Consider the following 23,931-nt stretch of genomic DNA (forward strand, 5'->3'; position numbering starts at 1 on the left):
CTCAGGAGCCCGTCAGAACCGTCCGGTGACGGTGATCAGCATGCTGCTGAGATCGACGACGTGCCGTGCGGCGCCGGGTGCTCCGGCGTCGACGGTCGTCGTGACGGTGCCGGTGTCACCGGCGGTGAGGGTGCCGGCGGAGCGGCCGTCGATCCGCAGGGTGACCGGGTGGCCGGGCAGGAACCCGGACGCGGTCAGCGTGACCTTGGTCCCGTTCCGGGTGAAGGTGATCGCCCGCTGGAGGCCGGTCAGTTCGCGCCGCGCCTGGTCGCGTGCCGCGCGGGTCTCGCCGCCCTGCTGGACCTGCCGGACGAGGCTGGGCACGAAGGTCGCCGCGTCGAGCGTCCCCCAGCCGCTGGCGCGGTCGAAGCCCGGGGCCGCGCTGAACCCGGGGATGACGGTGCCGTTCGACGCGTGCAGGGTGTTGTCGCCCGAGACGACGTCCTCGATCCCGGCCTTGGCGCCGCTGCGTCCCAGCGCGTAGAGCGCCGGGTTGATCGGTCCGAGCGGGCCGTGGTTGAGCTGCGAGGCGAGGGCGAGCACGCCCGCGAGGGTCGGCGCGGACTGGGAGGTGCCGTTCTGGCCGTCCATGGTCAGGTCGGGCACCCAGCGCATCGGGCTTCCCGTGGCGGACGCGACGGGGTCCTGGTAGGCGGGCCGCTTGTAGATCTTGGAGAAGCCCGCGCCCTCGGTGTAGCCCTTCACGTTCCAGACCGGGTCGGGTCCGGCCTTCTTCCCGGTCTTGTCGAGGTTGGGGACCGAGCCGCCGACGGCGGTGACCCATGGCGAGTCGTCCCAGGTCGCCGAGTCGGGCGTGGACGAGGTGTTGCCGCACTGGGCGGCTGCGACCGGGAGGTTCTGGACGACGCCGCAGTCCCCGGTGGAGCCGAGCAGCGGGACGCCGGACATGGCCGCGGTGAGCGCGCCCGGGTCCTGCGCCCGGACCTCGGGGACGCCGTGGCTGTAGCTGCTCTCGCCGTTGCCGTCGCTGACGGACATGACGTCCGCGAGGTGGTGGGAGCCGATGTACCCGGCGGCCCGCATGATCTCGGGCATCGCGACCTGGCTGGCGTCGTCGTCGTTCGCCTCGGTGTCGGCGGGGGTCGCCGAGATGACGATCTTGGCGTAGGGCGCCATGAGGTGGGCGGAGACGACGTCCAGTTCGAGCTCGCCCGCCCAGGCGTCGCAGGAGCCGTAGCTGCCGAGCTTGACCATGCCGGGCGGGCACTGGGCGGGCAGCTTCCCGGCGGGGTAGATGGTCTTGATCTGCGGGTCGGGAAGGCCGTAGCGCTGGTCGAAGGTGTGGACGACCTGCGCGATGTTCGGGTCCTCCCATCCCTCGAGGACGGCGACGGTGGTGCCGGTGCCGTCGATGCCGCGCTTCCAGAGCTGGTCGACGCGGTAGTCGAAGACGTCCTGCGGGCCGGGCGCGTCGTCGGCGAACTTGGCGTAGTTCGTCCGCATGTTCGCCAGGGCCGCGAGCAGCACCTTGGTCCGCTCCGGGGTCGCCGGGGCGGCGGCGTGCGCGGGCGCGGCGCTGATCAGCGACGCGCACAGGAAGGCCGCCGCGGACGCGGCGACCGGGAGACGTGCTCTGTTCATGCTCCTCCTTTGGAGCCCGGATGGGTCGGCCGGGCGAACGGATCACCCGACCGCCCCAGCCTCCTCGGGGCCTCCGGCGCGCACAAGGCGCGTCCGGCGCCGTCGCCGGGGTCCGTCCGGTTCCGGACACTCGCGACATAGCGACCCGCTCGCCCCGGGAGCTGCGCCCTTCCCGGCTTCACCCCTGGCCACTGACCTGCACCTGGTCACCGTAGGCGATGATGTTGTGACAGGGCGGCCGGAGGGGGCTGGTCATGGAGGCACCGCGGCGGACCGTGTCCCGCGTGCTGTGGGACCTGCGGCACGACGCGCTGCCCGTCCTCACGTTGGGCGGGCTCATCGCGGGCGGCGTGGCCTGGTTCGCCGGGGCGCGCGGCGCCGCCGACGTCGTCTGGACGGTCGTGACGGCGGTGGCGCTGATCCCGGCCGTGTGGGCGGTCGTCGAGGGGCTGCGGCGCCGGAGCATCGGCAGCGACGTCATTGCCGTCCTCGCCCTGGCCGGGACGCTCGCGACCGCCGAGTACCTGGCGGGCGCGGTGATCGGGGTGATGCTGACCGGCGGCCAGGCGCTGGAGAGCCGGGCCGGGCGGCGGGCGCAGCGGGACCTCGGCGCGCTGCTCTCGCTGGCGCCGCGCGTCGCGCACCGTGAGGACGCCGGGGGCGTCACGACCGTCGACGTCGCCGAGGTGCGTCCGGGTGACCGGCTGCAGGTCCGCGCGGGCGAGGTCGTCCCGGTGGACGGGCGGATCGAGGCGGGCCCGGCCGTCCTGGACGAGTCGACGCTCACCGGGGAGCCGCTGCCGGTCGAGCGGCACACCGGTGAGGAGGCCCGGGGCGGCACCGTCAACGCCGGCGGGCCGTTCCCGTTGCGGGCCACCACGGACGCGTCGTCCAGCGCGTACGCCGGGGTCGTCAAACTGGCGCGGGAGGCGGCGGCCGAGACCTCGCCGTTCGTCCGGCTCGCCGACCGGTACGCCGGGCTGTTCCTGCCGCTGACGCTGGTCCTGGCCGGGGTGGCGTGGGCGGTGTCCCGCGACCCGGTCCGGGCGGTCGCGGTGCTGGTCGTCGCCACGCCGTGCCCGCTGATCCTCGCCGCGCCGATCGCCTACGTGTCGGGGCTGTCGCGCTGCGCCCGGCGCGGCGTCGTGGTGAAGGGCGGCGGGGCGCTGGAACGGCTGGCCCGCGCCCGCGTCCTGCTGTTCGACAAGACCGGCACCGTCACCACCGGACGGCCCGAGCTGTTCGACGTCGTGACCCGCGACGGGGTCGACGCCGGGGAGGTGCTGGCCGCCGCGGCGTCCCTGGACCAGGTGTCGCCGCACGTGCTGGCCACCGCGATCGTGCGGGGCGCCCGCGACCGGGAGCTGCCGCTCGTCCTGCCCACCGAGGTCGCCGAGAAGGCCGGGCAGGGCGTGCGCGGCCTGGTCGGCGGACGGCCCGTCGCGGTCGGCAAAGCCGGCTGGGCCGACGCCGGGGACGCCGACGCCGCCTGGCTCGACCGCGTCCGGTCACGGGCGGCGGCGCGCGGAGCGATCACCGTGTTCGTCGGGATCGACGGCCGCCTCGCGGGAACGCTGCTGCTGCGCGACCGGATCCGTCCCGACGCGGCGCGCACGTTCCAGATGCTCCGGCACACCGGGATCGACCGGACGGTGATGGTGACCGGCGACCGCGAGGCCGTGGCGCGCCCGATCGCCGACCTGGTCGGAGCGGACGAGGTCCACGCCGACCAGACCCCGGCCGAGAAGGTCGCGGTCGTCCGGGCCGAGAGCGAGCACGCCGCGACCGTGATGGCCGGGGACGGTGTCAACGACGCCCCAGCGCTCGCGTCCGCGGGGGTCGGTGTCGCGCTCGGCGCGCGGGGCGCGACCGCGTCGTCCGAGGCGGCGGACGTGGTGATCACCGTGGACCGGCTGGAGCGGCTCGCCGAGAGCCTCGCCATCGCCCGGCGCACCCAGCGGATCGCCCGGCAGAGCGTCCTCGGCGGGATGGGGCTGTCGCTGGCGGCGATGGTCGTCGCCGCGTTCGGGCTGCTGACGCCCGCGATCGGCGCGGTCACCCAGGAGGTCATCGACCTGGCGGCCATCCTCGGCGCGCTGCGCGCCCTCGGCCCCGGACGCGACCGCTGGCCCCGGCTGCACGGCGACGACGCCGACCTCGTCCGCGACCTGGACCAGGAGCACCGCGGGCTGTGGCCGCGCATCGACGCCCTGCCCGCCCTGGCCGACGCCCTGACCGGGCCCGACGCCGCCGCCCGCGAGGCCGCGGACGCCGAGCTGACCTCGTTCCTCCACGATCTCGCCGAGCATGAGGGCCGGGACGAGCGGCTGCTGTACCCGGCCGTCGCGTCCGCGCTCGGCGGGTCCGACCCGACGGGCGCGATGAGCCGCGCGCACGCCGAGATCGCCGACCTGTCCCGCCGCATCGACCTGCTGCGGAAGGAGCTCAGGGAGGATCCCGGCCGCGCCGACACCCCGGCCGAGCTGCGCCGGGTGATCGGCGATCTGGCGGCCGTCCTGCGGCTGCACTTCACGCAGGAGGAGGAGCACTACTTCGTCCTCGCCGACATCCCGTCCCACTCCGAGGGCCACACCGCCTGATCCGGGATGTGCGGGCCCTGCGCGTCAGATCTCGGCGGCGGGCGGGACGACGACGACCGCGCACGGCGCCTGCATGAGCATCGCGGTCGTGGTCGCGCCCACGCGCAACCTGCCGATGCTGCCCGCGCCGCGCCGTCCGACCACGACCAGGTCGGCGGTCTCCGCGGCCTCGAACATCGCCTCGCGCGGCGGCGTGACCGTCAGCGCGGTCTGCACGTCCACCTGCGGGTACTTGGTGCTCCAGGACGCCACCGCCTGCTCCAGCTCGGCGCCGCGCACCTGGCGCAGCCGCTCCCGGTCGGCGAACAGGTTCAGCTCGTCCTCCGAGGCGGCGCTCGGCTCCCAGCAGCCGTAGACGACGCGCAGCGTCCAGCCGCGCACCGCCGCCTCCTCGAACGCGAACGCCAGCGCCGCGTCCGACCCGGACGAGCCGTCGAAACCGGCAACGACGCGCCGGTGCTCGCCGTCGCCGCCCCCGGGACGCACCACCACGACGGGACGCTCGGCGCGCGCGGGCAGCCGCAGGGCGGTCGAACCGAGCGCCATGTCCTCCCGGTCGTGCGCCCCGACCACGATCATCTCGGCCTCCCCCGCCAGGTGCAGGAGCGCCGCGTCCGCCGGGCCGTCCGCCAGGTGGGCCTGGACGGTGACCGTCGGGGCGAAGTCCCGGACGCGCAGGACGCCCTGGTCGAGCAGGTTCTGGCCCATGCGCCGGACGATCGCCGCGCCGTCGTTGTCGATGTAGCTGACCGGGTAGGGCCAGCGCCAGGCGTGGCAGACGCTCAACGGCAGTCTCCGCAGCTTCGCCTCGGTCGCGGCCCAGCGCAGCGCGCGTTCGCCGTCGGGCGTGGCGTCGTAGCCGACGAGAATCGAGGAACCCCAGCTCATCATGCCGTCCTTCCGGTTCGTCCCCTCCCGTCGCGCGCCTCACCCCAGAGTCGCATGGACACGCGGAGGGCCCGTCCCCCAGGGACCCCTCGCGGGTCCCGGCTGATCAGCCCCCGGCCGGGGGCTCCCGCCGCGTGACCTCCTCCGCCGGGCGCCGGACGGACCTCATCCGCTCCCCCGTGGGGACGCCGAGCCGCATCAGCATCTGCGGGTGTCCTCCGGCGCAGAACCGCTCACCGATGAACGCGCGCAGCTCCGGGATCTCCAGGGCCTGGGTGTGGAAGGCCGCCGACAGGCCGTCGTCCACCCCGGCGCGCAGCAGGATCCGCTGGAGGGCCTGGCCCGCGCGCAGCCAGTCGAGGGGCGTGTCGTCCGCGGTCACCAGCAGCGCCACCTCGCCGGTGAACAGGCCACCGCCCGGATGCTTCTGTGCGCCGGGTTCGGATTCGGACTCCGGTTCGTGGTGTTCGCCGATGCCCCAGCCCTGCCCTCGGGAGAAGTCCCGGGCGGGGAAGTGCGGCTCGGTGGACACGTCCTCGCTCCGGTAGGCGTCGGTGAGCATGCCCTCCTTGCGGCTGCTGCCCGGCCGGGGCGCCCACCGCGTGATCTCCCGCCGGTAGTCGCCGGTGGCGCGTTCCAGGTGGTCGGCGGCCTGGGTCAGTCCGGCGAGCGCGCCCCTGACGTGCTCCCCGGCCGCCGGGAGGAGCCGGGCGCCCTCGGTCTCGGCCTCCCGCTCCAGCGTCTCCAGCACGCCGGCGTCGACGGGATCGGCGCGGAACGCCCCGCGATGCGTCCGGCGCCGGAAGACCTCCTCGTACATCCGGGCCTGGTCGGGGTCGGCGGCCGTCCCGGTGCCGGGGGCGAGGCGGGCGAACGCCAGCAGGTGGGGCCGGTCCGGGTCGGGCAGCAGGCGGATGTGCGGCTCGCGTCCGAGGTGGCGGAGCGCCAGGCGGAGCGTGAACAGCGCGGCGCCGCAGCTCACGAGCATCTCCCGGCCCTCGGGGTCGGCGACCGCGATCTGCCGGTCGGGGTCGGCGCGCACCGTGATCAGGTCGTCCTCGACGGCGAACCGCCACGGCTGGGTGTTGTACACCGACGGCGCCCAGACCGCGGCCTCGATCGCCCGCTCGGCGACGTTCCCGTCCGAGGCCCCCGCGGTCCCGTCCGTGGCCACCATGATGGGCTCCCTTCCTCCGGGTTCGGTGTCGTCGTCGTGCGTCTCGCCGCCGGGACGTCCTGGCCGCCGTCAGTTGGCGAAGCCTCCCTCGGGCTGGATGATCTCCAGGTTGGTGCCGTCCGGGTCGTTGAAGTAGGCGACCTTGGTGCCGAGCGCCGCGTCGGGCGTGACCTCGCCCGCGAGGAAGGTGTAGTCGTCGCCGAGGAAGTCGTACCCGGCGTCCTTCATGCGCCGGTACACCGCGTCGAAGTCGTCGACCTTGAAGCACAGGTGCATGGAGCCCGGACGGTTCGCTGCGCCGTTCGTGCGCTGCCCGACCGGTTCCTGGAACTGGATGAGGTCGATGCCGACGTTGTCCAGGTTGAACGTGGCGTAGCGCAGTTTCGCGGTGGGCAGGCCCTGGGACCCGCCGAACGGGACGCTGTGCATGGTCTCGTCCGTGACGACGGGTTCGGTCCCGGTGAGGGCCCTGTAGAACGTGATCGACACGTCCAGGTCAGAGACCGAGATGCCGACGTGGGCGGCCCGTGTGAGGCCGATCGGGGCACTGGAGACAGACATGACCTTCCTTTCCCCTTCGTTCGCGCCCTCCGCGTTCAGCGATCACGTAAGGCAGGTCCGAAAAGAACCGTCTCGCCACCGATTCTTCCGTCGCTTTCCCCAAAGCCGCACCAACCATTGCCAATGCGCCCGCCAGGCAATCGGCTTTCCGCTTTGCGGCACGCGCGCCTCCGGCTCGTCCGCAGGTCACCGGCCTACCGTGATCCCCATGCCGAGCCACGCCACGCCTCGCCTCGCACGGGCGTCCCGAAATGAGCACCGCGTCGTCGGCCGGACCGCGCCGCGAGGTCTCCCCGCTGGAGCTGTTCTTCGACCTGGTGTTCGTCTTCGCCATCGGCGGGCTCGCGGAGCACCTGCACGGCGACGTGTCCTGGCGCGGGTTGGCCCAGACCGCCGTGATGCTCGTCGCGGTCCTCGGCATGTGGCACTTCACCAGCTTCGACGCCACCTTCCTGGACGTCCGGCGCTCCCGGACGCAGACGCTGCTGGTGACGGTGATGGGCCTCGGCCTGTTCATGAACGCCCAGATCCCGCACGCGTTCGCGGACCGTCCGTGGGCGTTCGCGACGCCGCTCGTGGCGATCCTGCTGCTGACCGGCCTGACGGCCGCGGCGTCCACGGGGACGTCGGTCCTGCGGGACCACTATCGGCGGGTCCTGGTGTGGGAGGCGGTCTCGGTCCCGCTGTGGGTGGTCGGGGCCGCGGTGGGCCACGGGCCGCGGCTGGCGTGGTGGGGGGCGGCCGCCGCCGTCGACCTCGCCGGGACGTGGCTCGCGCACCCGCTGCCGGGCCAGGCCCTGCTGTCGCGGAACTTCGTCTTCGACTCCGAGCACATGGTGGAGCGGGTGCGGCTGTTCCTCATCATGCAGCTCGGCGAGACGGTCCTGACCATCGGGGCCGCGATCTCCGCCGCCCCGGTCGACCCGCCGACGGTGGCCGCCGCGCTCGGCGCGTTCGCCGCCCTGGTCTGCCTGTGGGCGACCTACTTCGGCGGCGGCGAGGAGGTCGTGACACGGCAGGTCGCGGCCACGGCCGACCCGCTGCTGTCGGTCCGGCGCGCGGTGAACGGCAAGTACGGCACGCTGTCCGGGCTGGTGCTCCTGGCCGTCGGGGCCGAGCTGCTGATCGCCCACCCCACCGGCCCCGGCAGCGCCCGGCTGGGACTGCTCCTGTTCGGCGGCCCCATCCTGTACCTGCTCACTCAGGCGTGGTGGTACTACGTCAGCACCAAGCACGCTTGGAAGCCCCGTGTGCTCGCCTGCGCCGCCTGCGCCGTCGCCGGGGTCGCGGCCCGGTGGCTGCCGCCGCTGGTCTCGATCCTGATCCTGGACGCCATCCTCATCGTCCTGTCCGTCGCCCTCCTGCACGTGCACCGCCGGCTGATCCGGACGCTGTCCACCGCGACCGCCCCCTAGCTCGCGGACGTTGAGGACCTTGTCGCAAGGGAGCGGCGGCAGTCGCGCAACGCGTGACCACTCCCACCGAGAAGTGGGCTGGCCCCAGATCAGCCGCATTGGCCACATCTTCCTGAGAACCTCAGAATACGCCCAGGCGATTATGCGAGCTCACCAGCACTGAGGCCTTAATACGTTCGGCCGGGTTCGGACAAATGTGGCAGCAGTACTTGCCCTGGCAGCAACCGCCATGTCTATTTAGAGCTCGACCCCCTTGCCGGGCAGAGCCCTTCCCGGCAACTGACAGGAGGACGTCAATGAAGCGGAAGTTGGCCATCCAGACGGCGGCGATCGCGGCGGCGGCGATCGCCGGAGTGGTGACAGTCAGCGCTCCCGCCCAGGCGGCAGGAACTCTGCGAGGCAGCGCGGACGTTGACAACTGTCACATCAGCCTCTACACCTCCCTGTCGGGAGGGCACGACTACGCCTTCTACGTGATGGTCAACGGGAACACGGCGCCCTCCGCGACGTGCTTTGGGTACCTGTCCGTCTGGAACCCGGTCAACGGCCAGGTCACCCGCACGCAGTTCGTGAACGACCTCCCCATATACGGGATTGCCAGCACGGCCGACCAAGCCGTTAACGACAGCGGTGTCGTCTCCTCCGCCTGTGTCGGGATGAACCTGGACACCGCCGTGAGATGCACTCCCGGATATTGAGCGACCTGACGAGGACACGGGCTTGAGCAGCAACCATTCGGATCAAGTCGCCGACCAAGACGATCACCGCCCGATAGTTGCCGGCGAATTTGTCGTATCGGATGGCGATGCCCCCATTGCTTGAGGCGGCCAATGCAGCGTTCGGCCAAGTTGCGGCGTTTGCAGACAGCCGGGTCGAAGGTCGATGGGCGTCCGCCGTGCGAACCGCGGAGAACACGACCGGAATTCTGGTCGGCGCGTTCGGGGACGGTCGCGACGATTCCCCGCGCCCGCAGTGTTCGGCAGATCGCGGCCGAACTGTCGCCTTGTCGGCGATCACCAATCGGGGCGGCGTGGGACGTGCTGGCGGTGGGGGCGGTGTAGGCGATCAGGTGCTGGTCGGGCCGTCGGGGAGGTGCAGGGCGTCGTAGTCCAGGCTGAGCCTCCCGACGACCGGGTGGTCGAACTCCTTACGACCGCTCCGCCGGTCCTGGACGTCGTGCCGGGCCCACCAGGCGCGGAACTCCTCGCTCCGCGCCGACAGGTCGCCCACCAGCGCGGCGATCACGGGGTCACCGGGGTTGCGGACCGCGGCCAGGCGCAGGTCCGCGATGCCCTTCCGGGCGACGCGTCCCCAGTCGACGTACGGCCGCCGGGCGGCGGGGTCGCAGAACGCGTGCCACAGCAGGTTGCGCCGCGCGGCGGGCACCGCGCCGAAGTCCATGAACGGGGACGCCGCGATCGGGTTCCAGGCGAGGACGTCCATGCCGCGTCCGATGACATACGCGGGCGTCGCGCCGAGCGTCTCCAGGATCCGGTGGACGCTCGGCCGCACCCGCTCGGCCGTCCCGGCCGGACGCGGCGGGCCCTGGTCGGAGCCTGTCAGCCGGAACAGGTGGCCGCGTTCGTCGGCGCCGAGCCGCAGCGCCCGCACAAGCGCCGAGGCCAGCGCCCCGGCCGTGAACACGGCGATGCCGAAGGCGAAGACCGCGCACCTGCTGAACCGGCGAGCAGCAGGAAGCCGCCGAAGGTCACCGCGTAGCCGGTCACCGCCCACTGGAGGGTCGCCGCCGGGATCGCCAGGTCCCGGCCCATGTCGGGCAGCGCCGCGTTCACCACCGCCAGGCCGCTCTGGTCCAGCACGATCGCGGACGAGACGACCACCAGCGACCAGAGCCGGCGTCCGGAGAAGCCAGCCCGTCCCGCGCCGACGGTCTCTGTGGGTGCGTTCATGCCGACCTCTCTGCCGCGAACCCGAAGTCCTTCGGGCCTCACCATCGGCGGCGGGCGGCGGGTCAGCCAGTGCCCTGCGAGGGGTGGTAATCGCGGAACCACCTACGCGTGGGCGGCGGTGGTTACGCGTGGGCGGCGGGGTCAGGCGCTCTGCGCTTCGGTTCAGGCGGCGGTGACCGCGGCCAGGGACGCGCGGACCAGGCTCTGGGTCCGGGTGCTCAGGGCGGTGTAGTCGGCGCCGCTCTCCAGGGCGAGGGTCGCCGCGTTGACCAGGCCCTGCAGGAGGACGGCGGTCTGCTCGGGGTCGTCGTCGCCGAGCTCGGTCAGGGCCCGGACGAGCGGCTCGAGGATCCCCCGGTGGGCCTGGGCGGCGTCGTGGCGGAGGGCCGCGCGGTCGCGTCCGGCGGCGAGGGCGCGGGCGATGCGGTGCTCGCCGTCGCGGACCAGTTCGAGCTGGGCGAGCGCGTGCGCGGCGATCTTGTCGGCGGGGGTCTCGGCGGCGTCCATGAGGGCCGTGATGTGCGCCGTCCAGCGGGGGGTGGCGTCGGCGACGACGGCGGCGAACAGGGCGGCGCTGTCGGGGAAGTACCGGTAGACGCTGTTGCGGGCCAGCCCGGCGCGCTCGGCGACCGCGCCGAAGGTCACCCGGTCGGCGTCGCCGCCCTCCCCCAGCAGTTCCCGGGCCGCCTGGACCAGGGCCCGGCGCTGCTGTTCCCGGTGGTCGGCGACCGTGGCGGCGGAGATCTTCGGCACGTCCACATGGTAGTCCCCGATTTGCGGACACCCTGTCGCTATCCGCTAAGTTAGCGACACAGCGTCTCTAAGTTGGGGGTTCCGTTGTTCCTCGCCCTGCGCGAAATCCGCGCGGCACGCGGCCGTTTCCTCCTGATGGGCCTGGTGGTCATGCTGGTCGCCGCGCTCGTCGGGATCGTGTCCGGATTCACCACCGGGCTCGGGAACGACACCGTGTCCGCCCTGCGCGCCCTGCCCGCGACCCACGTCGCCTTCGCGACCGGCGCCAAGTCCGACCAGTTCAACCGGAGCCTGGTGGACGAGGCGACGGTCGCCGGCTGGCGGCAGCGTCCCGGCGTCGAGGCCGCGCCGCTCGGCGTCACCATCACGCGCGGGACGACCGGCCGCGGCCTCGAGATCGACATGGCCGCGTTCGGCGTCGAGCCCGGCACGTTCCCGGCCCCCGCCGTGCGGCGCGGCACCGGCCTCGACGCCGCCCGTCCGGGCCTGGTGATCTCCGGGAAGCTCGCCGACGACGGCGTCCGCGTCGGCGACACCGTCACCGTCGACCGGCTGGGCCTGAGGCTCCCGGTCACCGGCGTGACCGGCGACGTCTCGTACGGCCACGTCCCGGCGGCATACCTGCCGCTGGACACCTGGCGGGAGATCCGGTTCGGCGTCCCCGGCGCGCGGACCACGCCCGAGCGACTCCCCCGGGACGCGTCGGGCGTCGCGCTCCGAGCCAGGTCGGGCGCGGACCTGGCCGCCGCCGACCACGCCCTCGGCACGCTGACCCTCCCCATGTCCAAGGTGCTGGAGGCCGCCCCCGGCTACAAGGGCGAACGCGTGACCATGACGTCCATCCAGGTGTTCCTGTACCTGATCGCCCCGCTGCTCGTCGGCGCGTTCTTCGCGGTCTGGACCGTCCAGCGCGCTCCTGAGCTGGCGCTGCTGCGCGCCATCGGCGCCTCGCGCCGCCGCCTGCTGTCGTACACGGTGCTCCAAGCGGCGCTGGTGGTCGTCGCCGGGACGGTCGCCGGGGGCGCGCTCGCCCTCGGGACCGGGCTGCTGCTCGGCGCCGCCGTCCCGTTCAGCCTCCCGGCAGGGACGCTCACCGCCACCCTCGCCGCCGTCGCGCTCGTCGGACTCGCGGGCACCTGCCTGACCCTGCGGCGCGTCACCACGCCCGATCCGCTCACCATGCTCGGTGCAGCCCGATGACACAGTTCGGAGCCTCCCAATGACGCTCTCCCTGTCCGATGTCACCGTCACCCGCGGGCACGGCCGGACCCGTACGCCCGTCTTCCACGAGTTCACCGCGCGGTTCGAGCCGGGCCGGGTCACCGCGCTGGTCGGGCCGTCCGGCTCCGGCAAGTCCACCCTGCTCGCGGTCGCGGGCGCGCTCCTGCTCCCCGACTCCGGCGCCGTCGTCCTGGACGACACCGACATCACCGGGCTGCGCGAGGCCGAGCGCACCCGGCTGCGCCGCGAGCGGATCGGCTACATGTTCCAGTCCGGGAACCTGCTCGGCGCCCTGACCGCGACCGAGCAGCTGCTCGCCGCGTCGTACGTCGCGGGCGGGGGCACCCGGCGGCACCGGGCCCGCGCCGTCGCGGCGCTGGAGGAGGTCGGCCTGGCGGACCGGCTGAAGCACCGGCCCGACCAGCTGTCCGGAGGCGAGCGCCAGCGCGTCGCCCTGGCCCGCGCCCTGTTCCTCGGCCCCGGCCTGCTGCTGGTGGACGAGCCGACCGCCGCCGTGGACCGCACCCAGGCCGACGCGATCGCCAAGCTCATCATCGACCGCACCCGCGCCCACGACTGCGTCACCCTCGTCGCCACCCACGACCCGGCCGTCATCGCGACCGCCGACACCCGCATCGACCTGAACCCCGAACCGTAGAAGCACCCCGCGAGCAGGGCGCGGGCCCGGACCTCCGGCCCCGCATGGCACCGGCACCCGCCGGCAAGGGAGCATGCCGCCATGAGGAACCCGTTCGGACGCCCGAGCCTGCGCCCCTACCTCGCCCACAAACAACCGCCCGCGGCCCCGTCGGACGGGGTGACCGCCCACTTCCTGGGCACCAGCTCCGTCCTGCTGTCCGACGGCGAGACCACGCTGCTCTGCGACGGTTTCGTCTCCCGGCCCGGCCTGCTGCGGGTGGGCCTCGGCAAGATCGCGCCGAGCCGGGCCCTGGTCCGCGCGGCGATCGACCGGCTCGAAGCGCGCGACCTGAGCGCCGTGTTCTGCGCGCACTCCCATTACGACCACGCGCTCGACGCGCCGCTGTGGAGCCTGGAGACCGGCGCCGACCTGATCGGCTCGGAGTCCACCGCCAACATCGGGCGCGGTCTCGCCGTCCCGGCCTCGTCCCTGCGTGTGGTCGCGGACGGCGACACCCTCGCCTACGGCCGCTTCGAGCTCACCTTCCTCGACTCGGTGCACAGCCCCGGCGACCACTTTCCCGGGACCGTCGACGAACCCCTCGTCCCGCCGGCGCGCGCGAGGGCCTGGCAGACCGGCAACGCCTACTCCGTCCTCGTCGCCCACCCCGCCGGACGGATCCTGCTGCACTCCAGCGCGAACCACCGTCCCGGGATGCTGGCCGGGCACCACGCCGACGTCGTGTACCTGAGCATCGGCGCGCTGGGCGGACAGTCCGCCGAGTTCGCGCACCGCTACTGGGACGAGGTCGTCCACACGACCAGGGCGCGCCGCGTCGTCCTCACCCACTGGGACGACTTCTTCACCGGCCTCGACAGGCCGCTCCGTCCGATGCCCCGCTTCGCCGACCGGATCGACACCGCCATCGAGGCGCTCCTCCCCCTCGCCCGCCGTGACGGCGTCGACGTCCAGCTCCCCGTGGCCTGGCAACCCGCCGCGCCTCTGGACGGCCTCGCCGGTTCCCAGGGCGACCGGTGACGCCTGGATTCGCGCAGGTCAGAGGCCCGGGATGGACTTCATCGTGACGTAGCTGTTCACAGCGGCCACGCCGGGCAGGCCGGCCAGGCGGTTGGCGTGGAAGTCCTCGAAGGCGGGCAGGTCGGCGACCTCGACCTGGAGGAGGTAGTCGTAGTCGCCGGTGACGTGGTGGCTGTGGACCACCTCGCAGAGCCGGGCGACCTCGCGTTCGAACTCGGCCACGTGCTCGCGGGAGTGGCGTACCAGCCGGACGCCGACGAACACCCGCAGGGCGCGGCCGACCGCGGCGCCGTCGACCAGCGCCCGGTATCCGCGGATCACCCCGGACTCCTCGAGCCGGCGGACGCGCCGGAGGCAGGGCGAGGGCGAGAGCCCGACCCGGGCGGCGAGGTCGGCGTTGCTGATCCGGCCGTCCTTCTCGAGCACGGCCAGGATGGCCCGGTCCACGTCGTCCACGCGCGCAACTTTATTGCCCGAAACCCCCGTGGCACCACGGCCGGATGCGCGGGCGGGCGCCATCCGCCGCCAACGTTGCCGGAATCGGCGCTGGTCAGCGCGCCGAGCGGCCGGCCCGCGGCCACGCTCGGCCAAGTACGGCGAGTGAACCCGAGGGAAGGGACGCCATGGCGGGCGGTGGCATGTTCTCGACCCTGTGGACGGACGACCCGACCGTTTTCCCGGTCACCGACCCCGCCGGGGCTAGCTCCGCTCGTTGGTCGTGAGCACGGCGCGGGCGTCGGTCTCGGCGGCGAGGCGGTCGAGGTGGTAGTCGAGGACGGCCAGGGCGGTGGCGGGCTTCTGCTGGCCGAGCAGGATGTGGGAGTTCAGGCCGTAGACCAGGCTCAGCAGGATGTCGGCCTCGTGGTGCGGGTCGAGGTCGGCCCGCACCTCGCCCGCCTCCTGGGCGGCGCGCAACTGGGCGATCGTGGCCTGGATGAGCTCGTCGTACCCGGCGCGGAAGTAGGCGGCGAGGCCCGCGTCGTTCAGCGCCGTCACGAAGAACGCGATGCCGACCATCGACTCGGTGCGCCGGTCCTCGTCCTCGGGGAGCAGCTCGGTGAGCATGACGCGCAGGACGTGGCGCGGGCTCGCGGGCTCGGCCACCTCGGCGAGCCGCCGCTCCATGCGCTCGCGCATCCGCTCGTTGGCGTACTCGATGGCGAAGACGAGCATCTGGTCGCGGCTCTTGAAGTAGTGCTGGACCAGACCCTTCGACACCTGCGCCTCGGCGGCGACCAGGCTCAGGCTGACCGCCTCGACCCCGCCCCGCCGCACCAGCCGCCACAGCGCCTCGGCGAGCTGCCGCCGCCGTTCCTCGTGATCGACCCGCCTCGGCATCTATCACCCGTCCGTTGATCGCCGGTCGCCCGCCGTTACGGTACGCCCGGATTGCGAACCGCCGCGCAAGCTGTTTACAATCCGATCGTATCGCCAAGAAGGGGGCGGCCGACACCGCACGCCGCCCAGCCCCCCGCCGGCCAGCGGGTCACCCCCGCCAGCTCCAGGAAAGCGGTCACATGCACAGGTGGTCACCCGCCGCGACACTGGTCGTCATCGCTCCCCTCATAGCGGAGGTGCTCTCCGGGTCGACGCTGGTCACCGACATCCCCGGCCTGGTGTTCTTCGTCCCGCTGTACGGGGCGGGCGCCCTGCTCGTCCGCGAGTGCGTGCGGCGGCGGGGACGCGGCTGGGGCAGCGTGCTGATCCTCGGCATCGCCTTCGGCATCGTCGAGGAGGGGCTGGCCGTCCAAGCGCTGTTCAACCCGGACGTCATCTCGTCCGCGGCCTGGGGCGCGCGGGCGGGCGGGCACGTCGCCGGGTTCTACGGCGTGTTCACCGAGGCGGTGCTCGTGTACCACGCGGTATGGAGCATCACGATCCCCATCGTCCTCACCGAGCTGCTCTTCCCGGCGCGGGCGGACCGCCCGTTCCTCAGCCGGAAGGGCCTGGCGATCACCGCGGTCGCCTACGCGGTCGGGGTCGTCCTGGTGGGAATGATCGCGCACGGCGTGATGCTCGCGGAGAGCCGGGAGAACTACTGGGCCCCCTCCGGGACGCGCGCGTTCACCGCGTTCCTGGTCGTGGCGCTCGGCTTCGCCGCCCTGGTGCCGCGCGGCTCCGGGACGGCGCGGACCCGGCCGGGCGCGACCGCTCCCCCGGTCTGGATGCCCCTGCTCACCGGCGCCGTGGGCGGGCTCGCTTTCCTGGCACTCATGGACCTGCCCGTCCGCTACGCCAAGCCCCTGACCAAGGGGACGAACGCCCTCGTCCCGATGGTCGGCGGCGCGGCCATCGTGCTGCTCCTCGGTTGGCTGGTCCGCCGGTGGGAGTCCGCCGACGGCTGGGGCGACGGGCACCGGCTCGCGCTCGTCGGCGGCGCTCTGCTGGTCGTCCCGGTCATCCCGATCCTGCAGCGCGTCGGCTCGGCGGGCGACCGGATCGGCCTGGCCGTCCTGGAGGCCGCGCTGTTCGCGCTGCTCGTCCGGTTCGCGGTGACCATCCGCGCGCGCGACGGGGCGCCTCCCGCCGATCCCGGCTCGCGTGAGCGTGAGGGCCCCGCCCTGTCCGGTGACCACACGTCCGGTTCCCGCACGTCCTAGGCGCCGCCCGCGTCAGGCCGTTCCTCCCCCTTCCGACCGCCCACATCGATCCATGACCGTGCCGACGTCCGCGCCCTGGGTGCGGGCGGCGGTTCCCCGTTCCCTCGATCCGTCCACCCGCGTCCTTCCCTCCGCGTTCGAGCGAATCCAGGTGGTGAGTTCATGAAAGGGATCATCCTGGCCGGGGGCAGTGGCACCCGGCTGCACCCGGCGACGGTCGCCGTGTCGAAACAGCTGCTCCCCGTCTACGACAAGCCGATGGTGTACTACCCGCTGTCGGTGCTGATGCTCGCGGGCATCCGCGACATCCTGGTCATCTCCACTCCCGCCGACCTGCCGCTGTTCCGGCGGCTCCTCGGGGACGGCGCGCGGCTCGGCCTGAGCCTCGACTACGCCGAGCAGCCCGTCCCGAACGGGCTCGCCGAGGCGTTCCGCATCGGGGCCCGGCACATCGGCGACGACTCGGTGGCGCTCGTCCTCGGCGACAACATCTTCCACGGCCCCGGGCTCTCCACGGAGCTGCAACGCCACGCCCGCGACCTCACCGGATGCGTCCTGTTCGGCTACCCAGTGCGGGATCCGGAACGGTACGGGATCGGCGAGACCGACGAGGCCGGACGGCTGCTCTCCGTCGTCGAGAAACCGGAGAAACCACGCTCGAACCTCGCCATCACCGGCCTCTACCTGTACGACAACGACGTCGTCGAGATCGCCCGCGGGCTGGAGCCGTCCGCGCGCGGCGAGCTGGAGATCACCGACGTCAACCAGGAGTACGTGCGGCGCGGCACCGCCCGGCTGGTCGACCTCGGCCGCGGCTTCGCCTGGCTCGACATGGGCACGCACGACTCGCTCGTCGAGGCCGGGCAGTACGTGCAGATCCTCGAGCACCGCCAGGGCGTGCGGATCGCCTGCGTCGAGGAGATCGCGCTGCGGATGGGCTTCATCGACTCCGCGGCCTGCTACGAGCTGGGCCTGTCCCTCGCGAAGAGCAACTACGGGCGGTACGTCATGGACGTCGCGGTGGGGGCCTCATGAACCGGGACGTCCTGCCCGTCCGCCCCCGGGTGCTGGTCACCGGCGGCGCCGGGTTCATCGGCTCGCACTTCGTCCGGTCCGCGCTGCGCGGCGAGTACCCCGGGATCACCCCCGCCGAGCTCGTCGTCCTGGACAAGCTGACCTACGCCGGGCGGCTGGAGAACCTCGCCCCGGTCGCGGGCGACGACCGCATGCGGTTCGTGCACGGCGACATCTGCGACGCGCGGCTGGTCGAGGACGTCATGACCGGCGTCGACCTGGTGGTCCACTTCGCCGCCGAGTCGCACGTCGACCGGTCCATCGCCGGGTCGGACGCGTTCACCCGCACCAACGTCCTCGGCACGCAGGTGCTGCTCAGCGCGGCGCTGCGCGCGGGCGTCCGCCGCTTCACGCACGTCTCGACGGACGAGGTGTACGGGTCGATCAACGAGGGCTCCTGGGCCGAGGACGCCCCGCTCGAGCCGAACTCCCCGTACGCGGCGTCCAAGGCGTCGTCGGACCTGCTGGTGCGGGCCTACCACCGCACCCACGGTCTGCCCGTGTGCGTCACCCGCTGCCCCAACAACTACGGGCCGCACCAGTTCCCGGAGAAGATCATCCCGCTGTTCGTCAGCAACCTGCTGGACGGCCGTCCGGTGCCGCTCTACGGCGACGGCCTGAACGTCCGGGAGTGGCTGCACGTGGACGACCACTGCCGCGCCGTCGCGCTGGTCGCCGAGCGCGGGCGTCCCGGGGAGGTCTACAACGTCGGCCCCGGCACGCCGCTGTCGAACCTGGAGCTGACCCGGCTGCTGCTGGAGGCCGTCGGCGCGGACGCGTCCATGGTCATGCCGGTCGCCGACCGCAAGGGGCACGACCGGCGCTACGCCGTGGACGCGACGAAGATCGCGGGCGAGCTCGGCTTCACGCCCCGGGTGCCGTTCGGCGAGGGGCTCGCCGCGACCGTCGCCTGGTACGCGGGCCGCCGCGACTGGTGGGAGCCCCTCCGCGACCCGGCGCTCCCCACCGAGGCGCCCGTCCCCGTCAACGCGTCCGCCGGAGGTGACCGTGATCACGCTGACTGACCTGACCAAGCGGTACGGCTCGACGCTGGCGGTCGACCGGCTGTCGTTCCGGATCCGGCCCGGCCTGGTGACCGGGTTCCTCGGCCCGAACGGGGCCGGGAAGTCGACGACCATGCGCATGATCGTCGGGCTGGACCGGCCGACGGGCGGCCAGGTCGTCATCGACGGGTCCCGCTACGACCGGATCGGCGAGCCGCTGCGCCGGGTCGGCGCGATGCTCGACGCGCAGGGCACGCACGGCGGACGGTCCGCCCGCGACCACCTGCGATGGCTCGCGCAGAGCAACCGGATCCCGGCCAAGCGGGTCGAGGAGGTCCTGGAGAAGGTCGGCATCGCCGAGGTCGCCGGCCGCCGCACCCGCGGGTTCTCGCTCGGCATGAGCCAGCGGCTCGGGATCGCCGCCGCGCTGCTCGGCGACCCGCCCATCCTCCTGCTGGACGAACCCGTCAACGGCCTGGACCCCGAGGGCGTGCGCTGGATCCGGACGCTGATGCGGAACCTCGCCGAGGAGGGCCGGACGATCTTCGTGTCGAGCCACCTGATGAGCGAGATGGCCATCACCGCCGACCACCTGGTCGTGATCGGGCGCGGCAGGCTCCTCGCCGACACCTCGATGGCGGAGTTCATCGACGCCAACGCCCGCAGCTGGATCCGGATCCGCAGCCCGCAGCCCGAGCAGCTGCTCGACGCGCTGGCCGGGGCCGGGATCACCGCGCGCCGCGACGACGACGGGACGTTCGAGGTCGAGGGCGGCGACACCGAGCGGGTCGGCGACGTCCTCGCGGAGGGCGGGGTGACGCTGCACGAGCTCAGCCCGCGGCACGCCTCGCTCGAGGAGGCGTTCATCCGGATGACCGAGGACTCGGTGGAGTACTCCGCCGAGGGGACCGCGCACGAGGGGGCGGCGAAGTGAGGTCGGCGCGGGCCCTGCTGCTCGCCGAGTGGACGAAGATCCGCTCGGTGCGCTCCACGGTGTGGACGCTCATCACGGCGTTCGTGGTCACCGTCCTGACCAGCACCGTCATCGCGGCCGTCTACAACAACCAGTTCGACTCGCTGTCGGCGAAGCAGAAGGCCGACTTCGACCCGACCAACCTGGGGTTCATCGGGGTGCAGCTCGGCCAGCTGGTGCTGGTCGTCTTCGCCGTCCTGGTGGTGTGCTCGGAGTACACGACCAGGACCGTCCGGTACTCGCTGATGGCCGTGCCGCGCCGGGGCGCGTTCCTCGCCGCCAAGCTGACGGTCGCGACGGCGCTGGTGCTGGTGACGTCGATGGCGACCGCGTTCACCACCTTCGGCATCGCGCAGTCGATCTTCGGCGCCCGGGGCGCGTCGCTCGGCGATCCCGGCGTGGCACGCGCGGTCGTCGGCGCCGGGCTGTACATGACGCTGATCACGCTGCTCGCGATGGGGCTGTCGGCGGTGCTGCGCAGCCCGATGCTCTCGCTGGGCGTGCTGATGCCGTTCTTCTTCCTGGTGTCGCCGATCCTGACCACCGTCCCCCGGATCAGGACCGCCGCGCGGTTCCTGCCCGACCAGGCGGGCGGGCTGGTCACGCACGTCCGGACGAGCGGCTGGCCGTTCGGCCCGTGGGCGGGCCTGGCGATCCTGTGCGGCTGGACGGCGGCGCTGGTGCTGGCCGGGTACCTGACACTGCGCCGGCGGGACGCGTGACCGGCCGCGCGGGCCGCGCTCACGGTGCCGGTCGCGGTGCCGGTCGCGCCGTACCGCCGGTTCCGCCGGTTCCGCCGGGCGCGGGGCGGCGGGCCCGCCCTTTCGACTCCCGCGGCGCAGGTCACCGGTCCTTTCCGCAGCTAATTTCTCCGCAGCCGCACCTTCAGGGGCACGCATGGATGTGTACGTAGAGGAAATAGGCATCGACGGCGCCTTCGTCTTCACGCCGCGCAAGCACGGCGACGAGCGCGGGATATTCTTCGAGCTGTTCAAGTCGACGACGGTCCGCGACGTGGTCGGCTCCGCGTTTCGCACCGCGCAGGTCAACTGCTCGGTGTCGAAGGCCGGCGCGCTGCGCGGAATTCATTTCGCGGACGTCCCGCCCGGGCAGGCGAAATTCGTGACCTGCCTGACCGGCGCGGTGTTCGACGTGGTGGTGGATCTGCGCTGCGGATCGCCCACGTTCGGGCAGTGGCGGTCGGTCGTGCTGGACGACTCGTCCCGCCGGTGCGTGTACCTGGCCGAGGGGCTCGGGCACGGCTTCATGGCGCTCCAGGACGACTCGGCGGTCACCTACCTGTGTTCCAGCGAGTACGACCCGGACCGCGAGCACACCGTCTACCCGTACGACCCGCAGCTGTCGATCGAGTGGCCGGCGGACCTGGACCCTTGCCTGTCGTCCAGGGACCTGAGCGCGCCGACCCTGACCGAGGCCCGCCGGTCGGGACTGCTCCCGGCGCATCCGGCGGCCGCCGCCGGGCCGCGCCGCCCGGCGGGTTAATGGGCCCCGCCCGCCATTTCGACAGCTTCGGAAACCGTTTGTGAAATCCTTGTTGCCGACCTTGAAAGTGATGATCGCACCACGTAACGTCAACATGCGATGATCAGTCCGCGCGAGTGCGTGGCGGAGGTGACCGAACCCCATGACTTTGATCGAGCGCGAGCAGGAGATGGCCCTCCTCGCGGGCCTTCTCGACGACTGCGCGCGAGGCCGGGGCAGCGCGGTATTGATTAGCGGGGCGGTGGGAAGTGGGCGCACCGAACTGCTGCACGCGTTCACCGAATCCGCGGTCGGATCGGGCGCGCATTTCCTGCGCGCGACCGCGGCGCCGGAGCAGAGCGCGGTGCCGTTCGGCATCGTCGACCAGCTGTTCGCCACCGCGGTGTCGGTGCCGGGCCACGGCGACCGGATCGCCGGGCTGCTGGAGAGCCCGGACTTCCTGGCCGCCCTCGACGACGTGGCCGAGGACCCCACCGGCTACGCCGCCGCCCGGATCCAGCGGCGGCTCGGCCGCGAACTGGCGGAGATCACCCGGGACGCGCCGCTGATCATCGGCGTGGACGACGTCCAGCACAGCGACGCCCTGTCGTTCGAGTGGCTGCGCCGCCTCATGTGGGAGCCCCGCGTGCCGCGCGTCATGCTCGTGCTCACCGAGCGGTTCCCGCCCAGCGGGGACCGGCCGATCCCGCCCGTCGAGCTGCTGCGCGAATCCCGCTACCACCGGGTGCGGATCGGCCCGCTGTCGGAGGGCGGGGTCACGAAGATGATCGGCCGCTACCTCGACGAGCGGTCGGTGCGCCGGGTGGCCTCCGAGGTGCACCAGGTGAGCGGCGGCAACCCGCTGCTCGTCCGGACGATCCTGGCGGACTCGGGGGTGCGGCTGACCTGGCGGCCGGAGCGGGAGAGCCTGGAGAGCGTCACCGCGGGTCCGATGTTCCGGCTCGCCGTGCTGCGCTGCCTGGACCGCTCGGGCGCGGCCATCCGGACCGCCGCGCGGGTGCTGGCGACGCTCGGACCCTCGACCACGCCCGAACTGCTCGACCGGATGCTGGAGACGGTCCCGGCCGGGTCGGCGGGCCGCGCCCTCGAGGCGCTGACCTCCGCCGGGCTGGTCGAGGGGCACGAGTTCCGGCATCCGGAGGCGCACGCGGCGGTGCTGTCGAACCTGGCGGCGGAGGAGCGCGCGAGCCTGCACCGGCGGGCCGCCCGGCTGCTGGACGAGTCGGGCGCGGACGCGGGGACGGTCGTCCGGCACCTGCCGGTGGAGTTCGCCGGGCGGGACAGCTGGACCGTGTCGATGTTCGAGGCCGCCGCCGCGCAGGCGTTCCGCGAGGGACGGCGGGACGCGGCCCTGGCGCACATGGACGCGGCGCTCGACCTGTGCGGCGACGCCCGCCGCGAGGTCGAGCTGACGCTCACCATGATCCGGATGAGCGGGCCGGCCCGGATCACCGTGCTGCGGCGCCACATCGACCGGCTCACCGAGGCCGTGGCGGACGGGACGCTCGGCGGCCGCCGGGCGGCCGAGATCGTCAAGGCGGCGCTGTGGTTCGGCCGCCTGGACGCGGCCGTCGCCGCCGCCACCACGCTGCTCGCCTCGGACGACGCGGACGAGCTGCTGCACTGCCGCGCGTGGCTGTCGGTCGCGTTCCCCACGTTCGCCGAGCGGTTCGCCGAGCTCCGGGGCGGCGACGGGGGCGGGGACGGGCACGCGGACCCCGGCGGGTCCCGGCCGCGCGCGGCGCGGGCGCTGGAGGAGGCGGTGCGCGGGGGCGATCCGGCCGCGGTGATGGGCGCGACCGAGCGGCTCCGGGACCAGCGGATCGACCAGTCGACGTTCGAGCCGATCACGCAGGCGCTGCTCGCGCTCACCTACTCCGGCCGGCTCGCCGAGGCGGCCCGGTGGTGCGACGAGCTGTTCGAGCAGGTGACGGCGGCCGAGCAGCCCGCGTGGTACTGCTACCTGGTCGGCGCGCGCGCCCGCATCTCGCTGCGGCAGGGCGACCTGCCGCGCGCGCGGCAGCTGGCGCTGTCGGCGCTCACGACGTCCGTCCCCGGGGCCCTCGGGGTCGGCGTCGGCGGGCAGATCGCGGTCGTGGTGATGGCGTCCAGCCTGATGGGACGGCCCGAGGAGGCCGCCGAGTGGCTGGGCCGGGAGCTGGACGACCTGGTGTTCCAGACCCCGTTCGGCCTGGAGTACCTGCATGCGCGCGGCCACCACTACCTGCTGACCGGACGTCCCAACGCGGCCGTCGAGGACTTCCTGCGCTGCGGGGAGCTGCTCGCCCGGTGGGGCATGGACACGCCGCGGGTGCTGCCCTGGCGGACCAGCGCGGCGGAGGCGTGCCTGGCCGCCGGGGCCGAGAAGCGGGCGCGTGAGCTGGTCGAGGAGCAGCGGGCGCGGCTCGCGCCCGGTCCCGGCCTGGCGCGGGGGGCGGTGCTGCGGCTGAGCGCGGCGATGAGCAAGCCGGGCGTCCGGCTCGGCGAGCTGCGCGAGGCGGTGGACGTCCTGGAGTCGGCCGGCGAGCGGATCGAGCTGGTCAAGGCCATGGCCGGGCTGGGCGAGACCTACTACAAGCTCGGCGACCCGTCCCGGTCGCGGGTGATCCTCCAGCGGGCGTGGGAGCTGGCGAACGCGTGCGGGGCGGGGGCCCTGTCGGCGCGGTTCGACCACGCCGTGTACCAGCGTCCGCACGAGTCCGTCGGGACCGCGAAGGAGCGCAGGCGCGGCGTCATGGCGGGCGGAGCGGGCGGGGCGGGCGCGGGTGACCGGACGGGCGAGCTGTCCGAGGCCGAGCGCCGGGTGGCCCGGCTGGCCTCGCAGGGCTACACGAACCGTCAGATCGGCGAGCGGCTGTACATCTCGGTCAGCACCGTCGAGCAGCACCTGACCCGCGTCTACCGGAAGCTGGCCGTCCGGCACCGCACGGAGATCCCCTCCACCGTCTGACCGGCGTCTCTCGCACGCGCGT

Annotated in this window: 22 protein-coding genes; 13 read left to right on the forward strand and 9 right to left on the reverse strand. The window is 73.3% G+C overall.

Annotated elements, in window-relative coordinates; genetic code table 11:
• Positions 1-12: 12 nt before the first annotated feature.
• A complete protein-coding gene (locus EBO15_RS18365) occupies positions 13-1,602 on the reverse strand; it encodes a S53 family peptidase (RefSeq protein ID WP_122195629.1) in 1,590 nt (529 codons plus the stop codon).
• A gap of 254 nt (positions 1,603-1,856) precedes the next feature.
• On the opposite strand from EBO15_RS18365, the gene EBO15_RS18370 reads away from it, so the two are divergent.
• The gene (locus tag EBO15_RS18370; RefSeq protein ID WP_122195630.1) at positions 1,857-4,202 is read left to right on the forward strand and encodes a heavy metal translocating P-type ATPase; all 2,346 of its coding nucleotides are present in this window, start codon (positions 1,857-1,859) and stop codon (positions 4,200-4,202) included.
• A gap of 24 nt (positions 4,203-4,226) precedes the next feature.
• On the opposite strand, the gene EBO15_RS18375 is transcribed toward EBO15_RS18370, so the two are convergent.
• The 3 genes from EBO15_RS18375 to EBO15_RS18385 form a co-directional block, all read right to left on the reverse strand.
• Entirely contained in the window at positions 4,227-5,090 is an 864-nt protein-coding gene (locus EBO15_RS18375; RefSeq protein ID WP_122195663.1) for a universal stress protein, read from the reverse strand.
• A gap of 106 nt (positions 5,091-5,196) precedes the next feature.
• On the reverse strand, positions 5,197-6,267 hold the full coding sequence (locus EBO15_RS18380; RefSeq protein WP_122195631.1) for an Acg family FMN-binding oxidoreductase: 1,071 nt from the start codon (positions 6,265-6,267) through the stop codon (positions 5,197-5,199).
• 69 nt (positions 6,268-6,336) lie between these two features.
• Positions 6,337-6,828, reverse strand: coding sequence for a VOC family protein (locus tag EBO15_RS18385; protein WP_122195632.1), 492 nt, complete (start codon positions 6,826-6,828; stop codon positions 6,337-6,339).
• A 251-nt stretch (positions 6,829-7,079) separates the two neighbouring features.
• On the opposite strand from EBO15_RS18385, the gene EBO15_RS18390 reads away from it, so the two are divergent.
• Together EBO15_RS18390 and EBO15_RS18395 are read left to right on the forward strand one after the other, a co-directional pair.
• Positions 7,080-8,243 carry a low temperature requirement protein A gene (locus tag EBO15_RS18390; protein ID WP_122195633.1) on the forward strand — a complete coding sequence of 388 codons (1,164 nt, stop codon included), beginning with the start codon at positions 7,080-7,082 and terminating at the stop codon, positions 8,241-8,243.
• A 296-nt stretch (positions 8,244-8,539) separates the two neighbouring features.
• Positions 8,540-8,941 carry a hypothetical protein gene (locus EBO15_RS18395; protein ID WP_122195634.1) on the forward strand — a complete coding sequence of 134 codons (402 nt, stop codon included), beginning with the start codon at positions 8,540-8,542 and terminating at the stop codon, positions 8,939-8,941.
• A 367-nt stretch (positions 8,942-9,308) separates the two neighbouring features.
• Here the strand turns inward: EBO15_RS18395 and EBO15_RS44245 are convergent, their stop codons facing one another.
• From EBO15_RS44245 to EBO15_RS18410, 3 genes are all read right to left on the reverse strand, one after another.
• The gene (locus tag EBO15_RS44245) at positions 9,309-9,887 is read right to left on the reverse strand and encodes an MmyB family transcriptional regulator (RefSeq protein WP_158628269.1); all 579 of its coding nucleotides are present in this window, start codon (positions 9,885-9,887) and stop codon (positions 9,309-9,311) included.
• Positions 9,803-10,153, reverse strand: a complete 351-nt coding sequence (locus EBO15_RS18405; RefSeq protein WP_122195635.1) for a hypothetical protein — start codon at positions 10,151-10,153, stop codon at positions 9,803-9,805. Before EBO15_RS18405 ends, EBO15_RS44245 begins: the two co-directional genes overlap by 85 nt.
• 162 nt (positions 10,154-10,315) lie before the next feature.
• Entirely contained in the window at positions 10,316-10,906 is a 591-nt protein-coding gene (locus EBO15_RS18410) for a TetR/AcrR family transcriptional regulator (protein WP_122195664.1), read from the reverse strand.
• Between the two features lie 72 nt (positions 10,907-10,978).
• On the opposite strand from EBO15_RS18410, the gene EBO15_RS18415 reads away from it, so the two are divergent.
• The 3 genes from EBO15_RS18415 (at position 10,979) to EBO15_RS18425 (ending at position 13,805) form a co-directional block, all read left to right on the forward strand.
• Entirely contained in the window at positions 10,979-12,106 is a 1,128-nt protein-coding gene (locus EBO15_RS18415; protein ID WP_233616279.1) for an ABC transporter permease, read from the forward strand.
• A 19-nt stretch (positions 12,107-12,125) separates the two neighbouring features.
• Positions 12,126-12,785: an ABC transporter ATP-binding protein gene (locus EBO15_RS18420; RefSeq protein ID WP_122195637.1), complete on the forward strand. Its 660-nt coding sequence runs from the start codon at positions 12,126-12,128 to the stop codon at positions 12,783-12,785.
• An 81-nt stretch (positions 12,786-12,866) separates the two neighbouring features.
• The gene (locus EBO15_RS18425) at positions 12,867-13,805 is read left to right on the forward strand and encodes an MBL fold metallo-hydrolase (RefSeq protein ID WP_233616280.1); all 939 of its coding nucleotides are present in this window, start codon (positions 12,867-12,869) and stop codon (positions 13,803-13,805) included.
• Positions 13,806-13,823: 18 nt separating this feature from the next.
• Here the strand turns inward: EBO15_RS18425 and EBO15_RS18430 are convergent, their stop codons facing one another.
• Both EBO15_RS18430 and EBO15_RS18435 read right to left on the reverse strand, forming a co-directional pair.
• Positions 13,824-14,261, reverse strand: a complete 438-nt coding sequence (locus tag EBO15_RS18430; protein ID WP_122195638.1) for an Lrp/AsnC family transcriptional regulator — start codon at positions 14,259-14,261, stop codon at positions 13,824-13,826.
• Positions 14,262-14,504: 243 nt separating this feature from the next.
• Positions 14,505-15,143, reverse strand: coding sequence for a TetR/AcrR family transcriptional regulator (locus EBO15_RS18435; protein WP_122195639.1), 639 nt, complete (start codon positions 15,141-15,143; stop codon positions 14,505-14,507).
• Positions 15,144-15,322: 179 nt separating this feature from the next.
• Here EBO15_RS18435 and EBO15_RS44250 point away from each other — a divergent pair, with 179 nt between their 5' ends.
• The 7 genes from EBO15_RS44250 to EBO15_RS18470 all read left to right on the forward strand — a co-directional run bounded on the left by EBO15_RS44250 (position 15,323) and on the right by EBO15_RS18470 (position 23,909).
• On the forward strand, positions 15,323-16,405 hold the full coding sequence (locus tag EBO15_RS44250) for a hypothetical protein (protein ID WP_158628270.1): 1,083 nt from the start codon (positions 15,323-15,325) through the stop codon (positions 16,403-16,405).
• A gap of 162 nt (positions 16,406-16,567) precedes the next feature.
• Positions 16,568-17,440: a glucose-1-phosphate thymidylyltransferase RfbA gene (gene rfbA / locus EBO15_RS18445; protein ID WP_122195640.1), complete on the forward strand. Its 873-nt coding sequence runs from the start codon at positions 16,568-16,570 to the stop codon at positions 17,438-17,440.
• A complete protein-coding gene (rfbB, locus tag EBO15_RS18450; RefSeq protein ID WP_122195641.1) occupies positions 17,437-18,504 on the forward strand; it encodes a dTDP-glucose 4,6-dehydratase in 1,068 nt (355 codons plus the stop codon). The genes rfbA and rfbB overlap by 4 nt, the downstream gene beginning before the upstream one ends.
• Positions 18,488-19,417: an ABC transporter ATP-binding protein gene (locus EBO15_RS18455; protein ID WP_122195642.1), complete on the forward strand. Its 930-nt coding sequence runs from the start codon at positions 18,488-18,490 to the stop codon at positions 19,415-19,417. Before rfbB ends, EBO15_RS18455 begins: the two co-directional genes overlap by 17 nt.
• Positions 19,414-20,178, forward strand: coding sequence for an ABC transporter permease (locus EBO15_RS18460; protein WP_122195643.1), 765 nt, complete (start codon positions 19,414-19,416; stop codon positions 20,176-20,178). Before EBO15_RS18455 ends, EBO15_RS18460 begins: the two co-directional genes overlap by 4 nt.
• A gap of 175 nt (positions 20,179-20,353) precedes the next feature.
• Entirely contained in the window at positions 20,354-20,959 is a 606-nt protein-coding gene (gene rfbC, locus EBO15_RS18465) for a dTDP-4-dehydrorhamnose 3,5-epimerase (RefSeq protein WP_199744639.1), read from the forward strand.
• A 142-nt stretch (positions 20,960-21,101) separates the two neighbouring features.
• Complete coding sequence (locus tag EBO15_RS18470) at positions 21,102-23,909, forward strand: ATP-binding protein (RefSeq protein ID WP_122195645.1); 2,808 nt, start codon at positions 21,102-21,104, stop codon at positions 23,907-23,909.
• The last annotated feature ends 22 nt before the right edge of the window (positions 23,910-23,931 follow it).

Origin of the sequence: Actinomadura harenae, from assembly GCF_003696215.1 — a bacterium.
GTDB classification, from domain to species: Bacteria; Actinomycetota; Actinomycetes; order Streptosporangiales; family Streptosporangiaceae; genus Spirillospora; species Spirillospora harenae.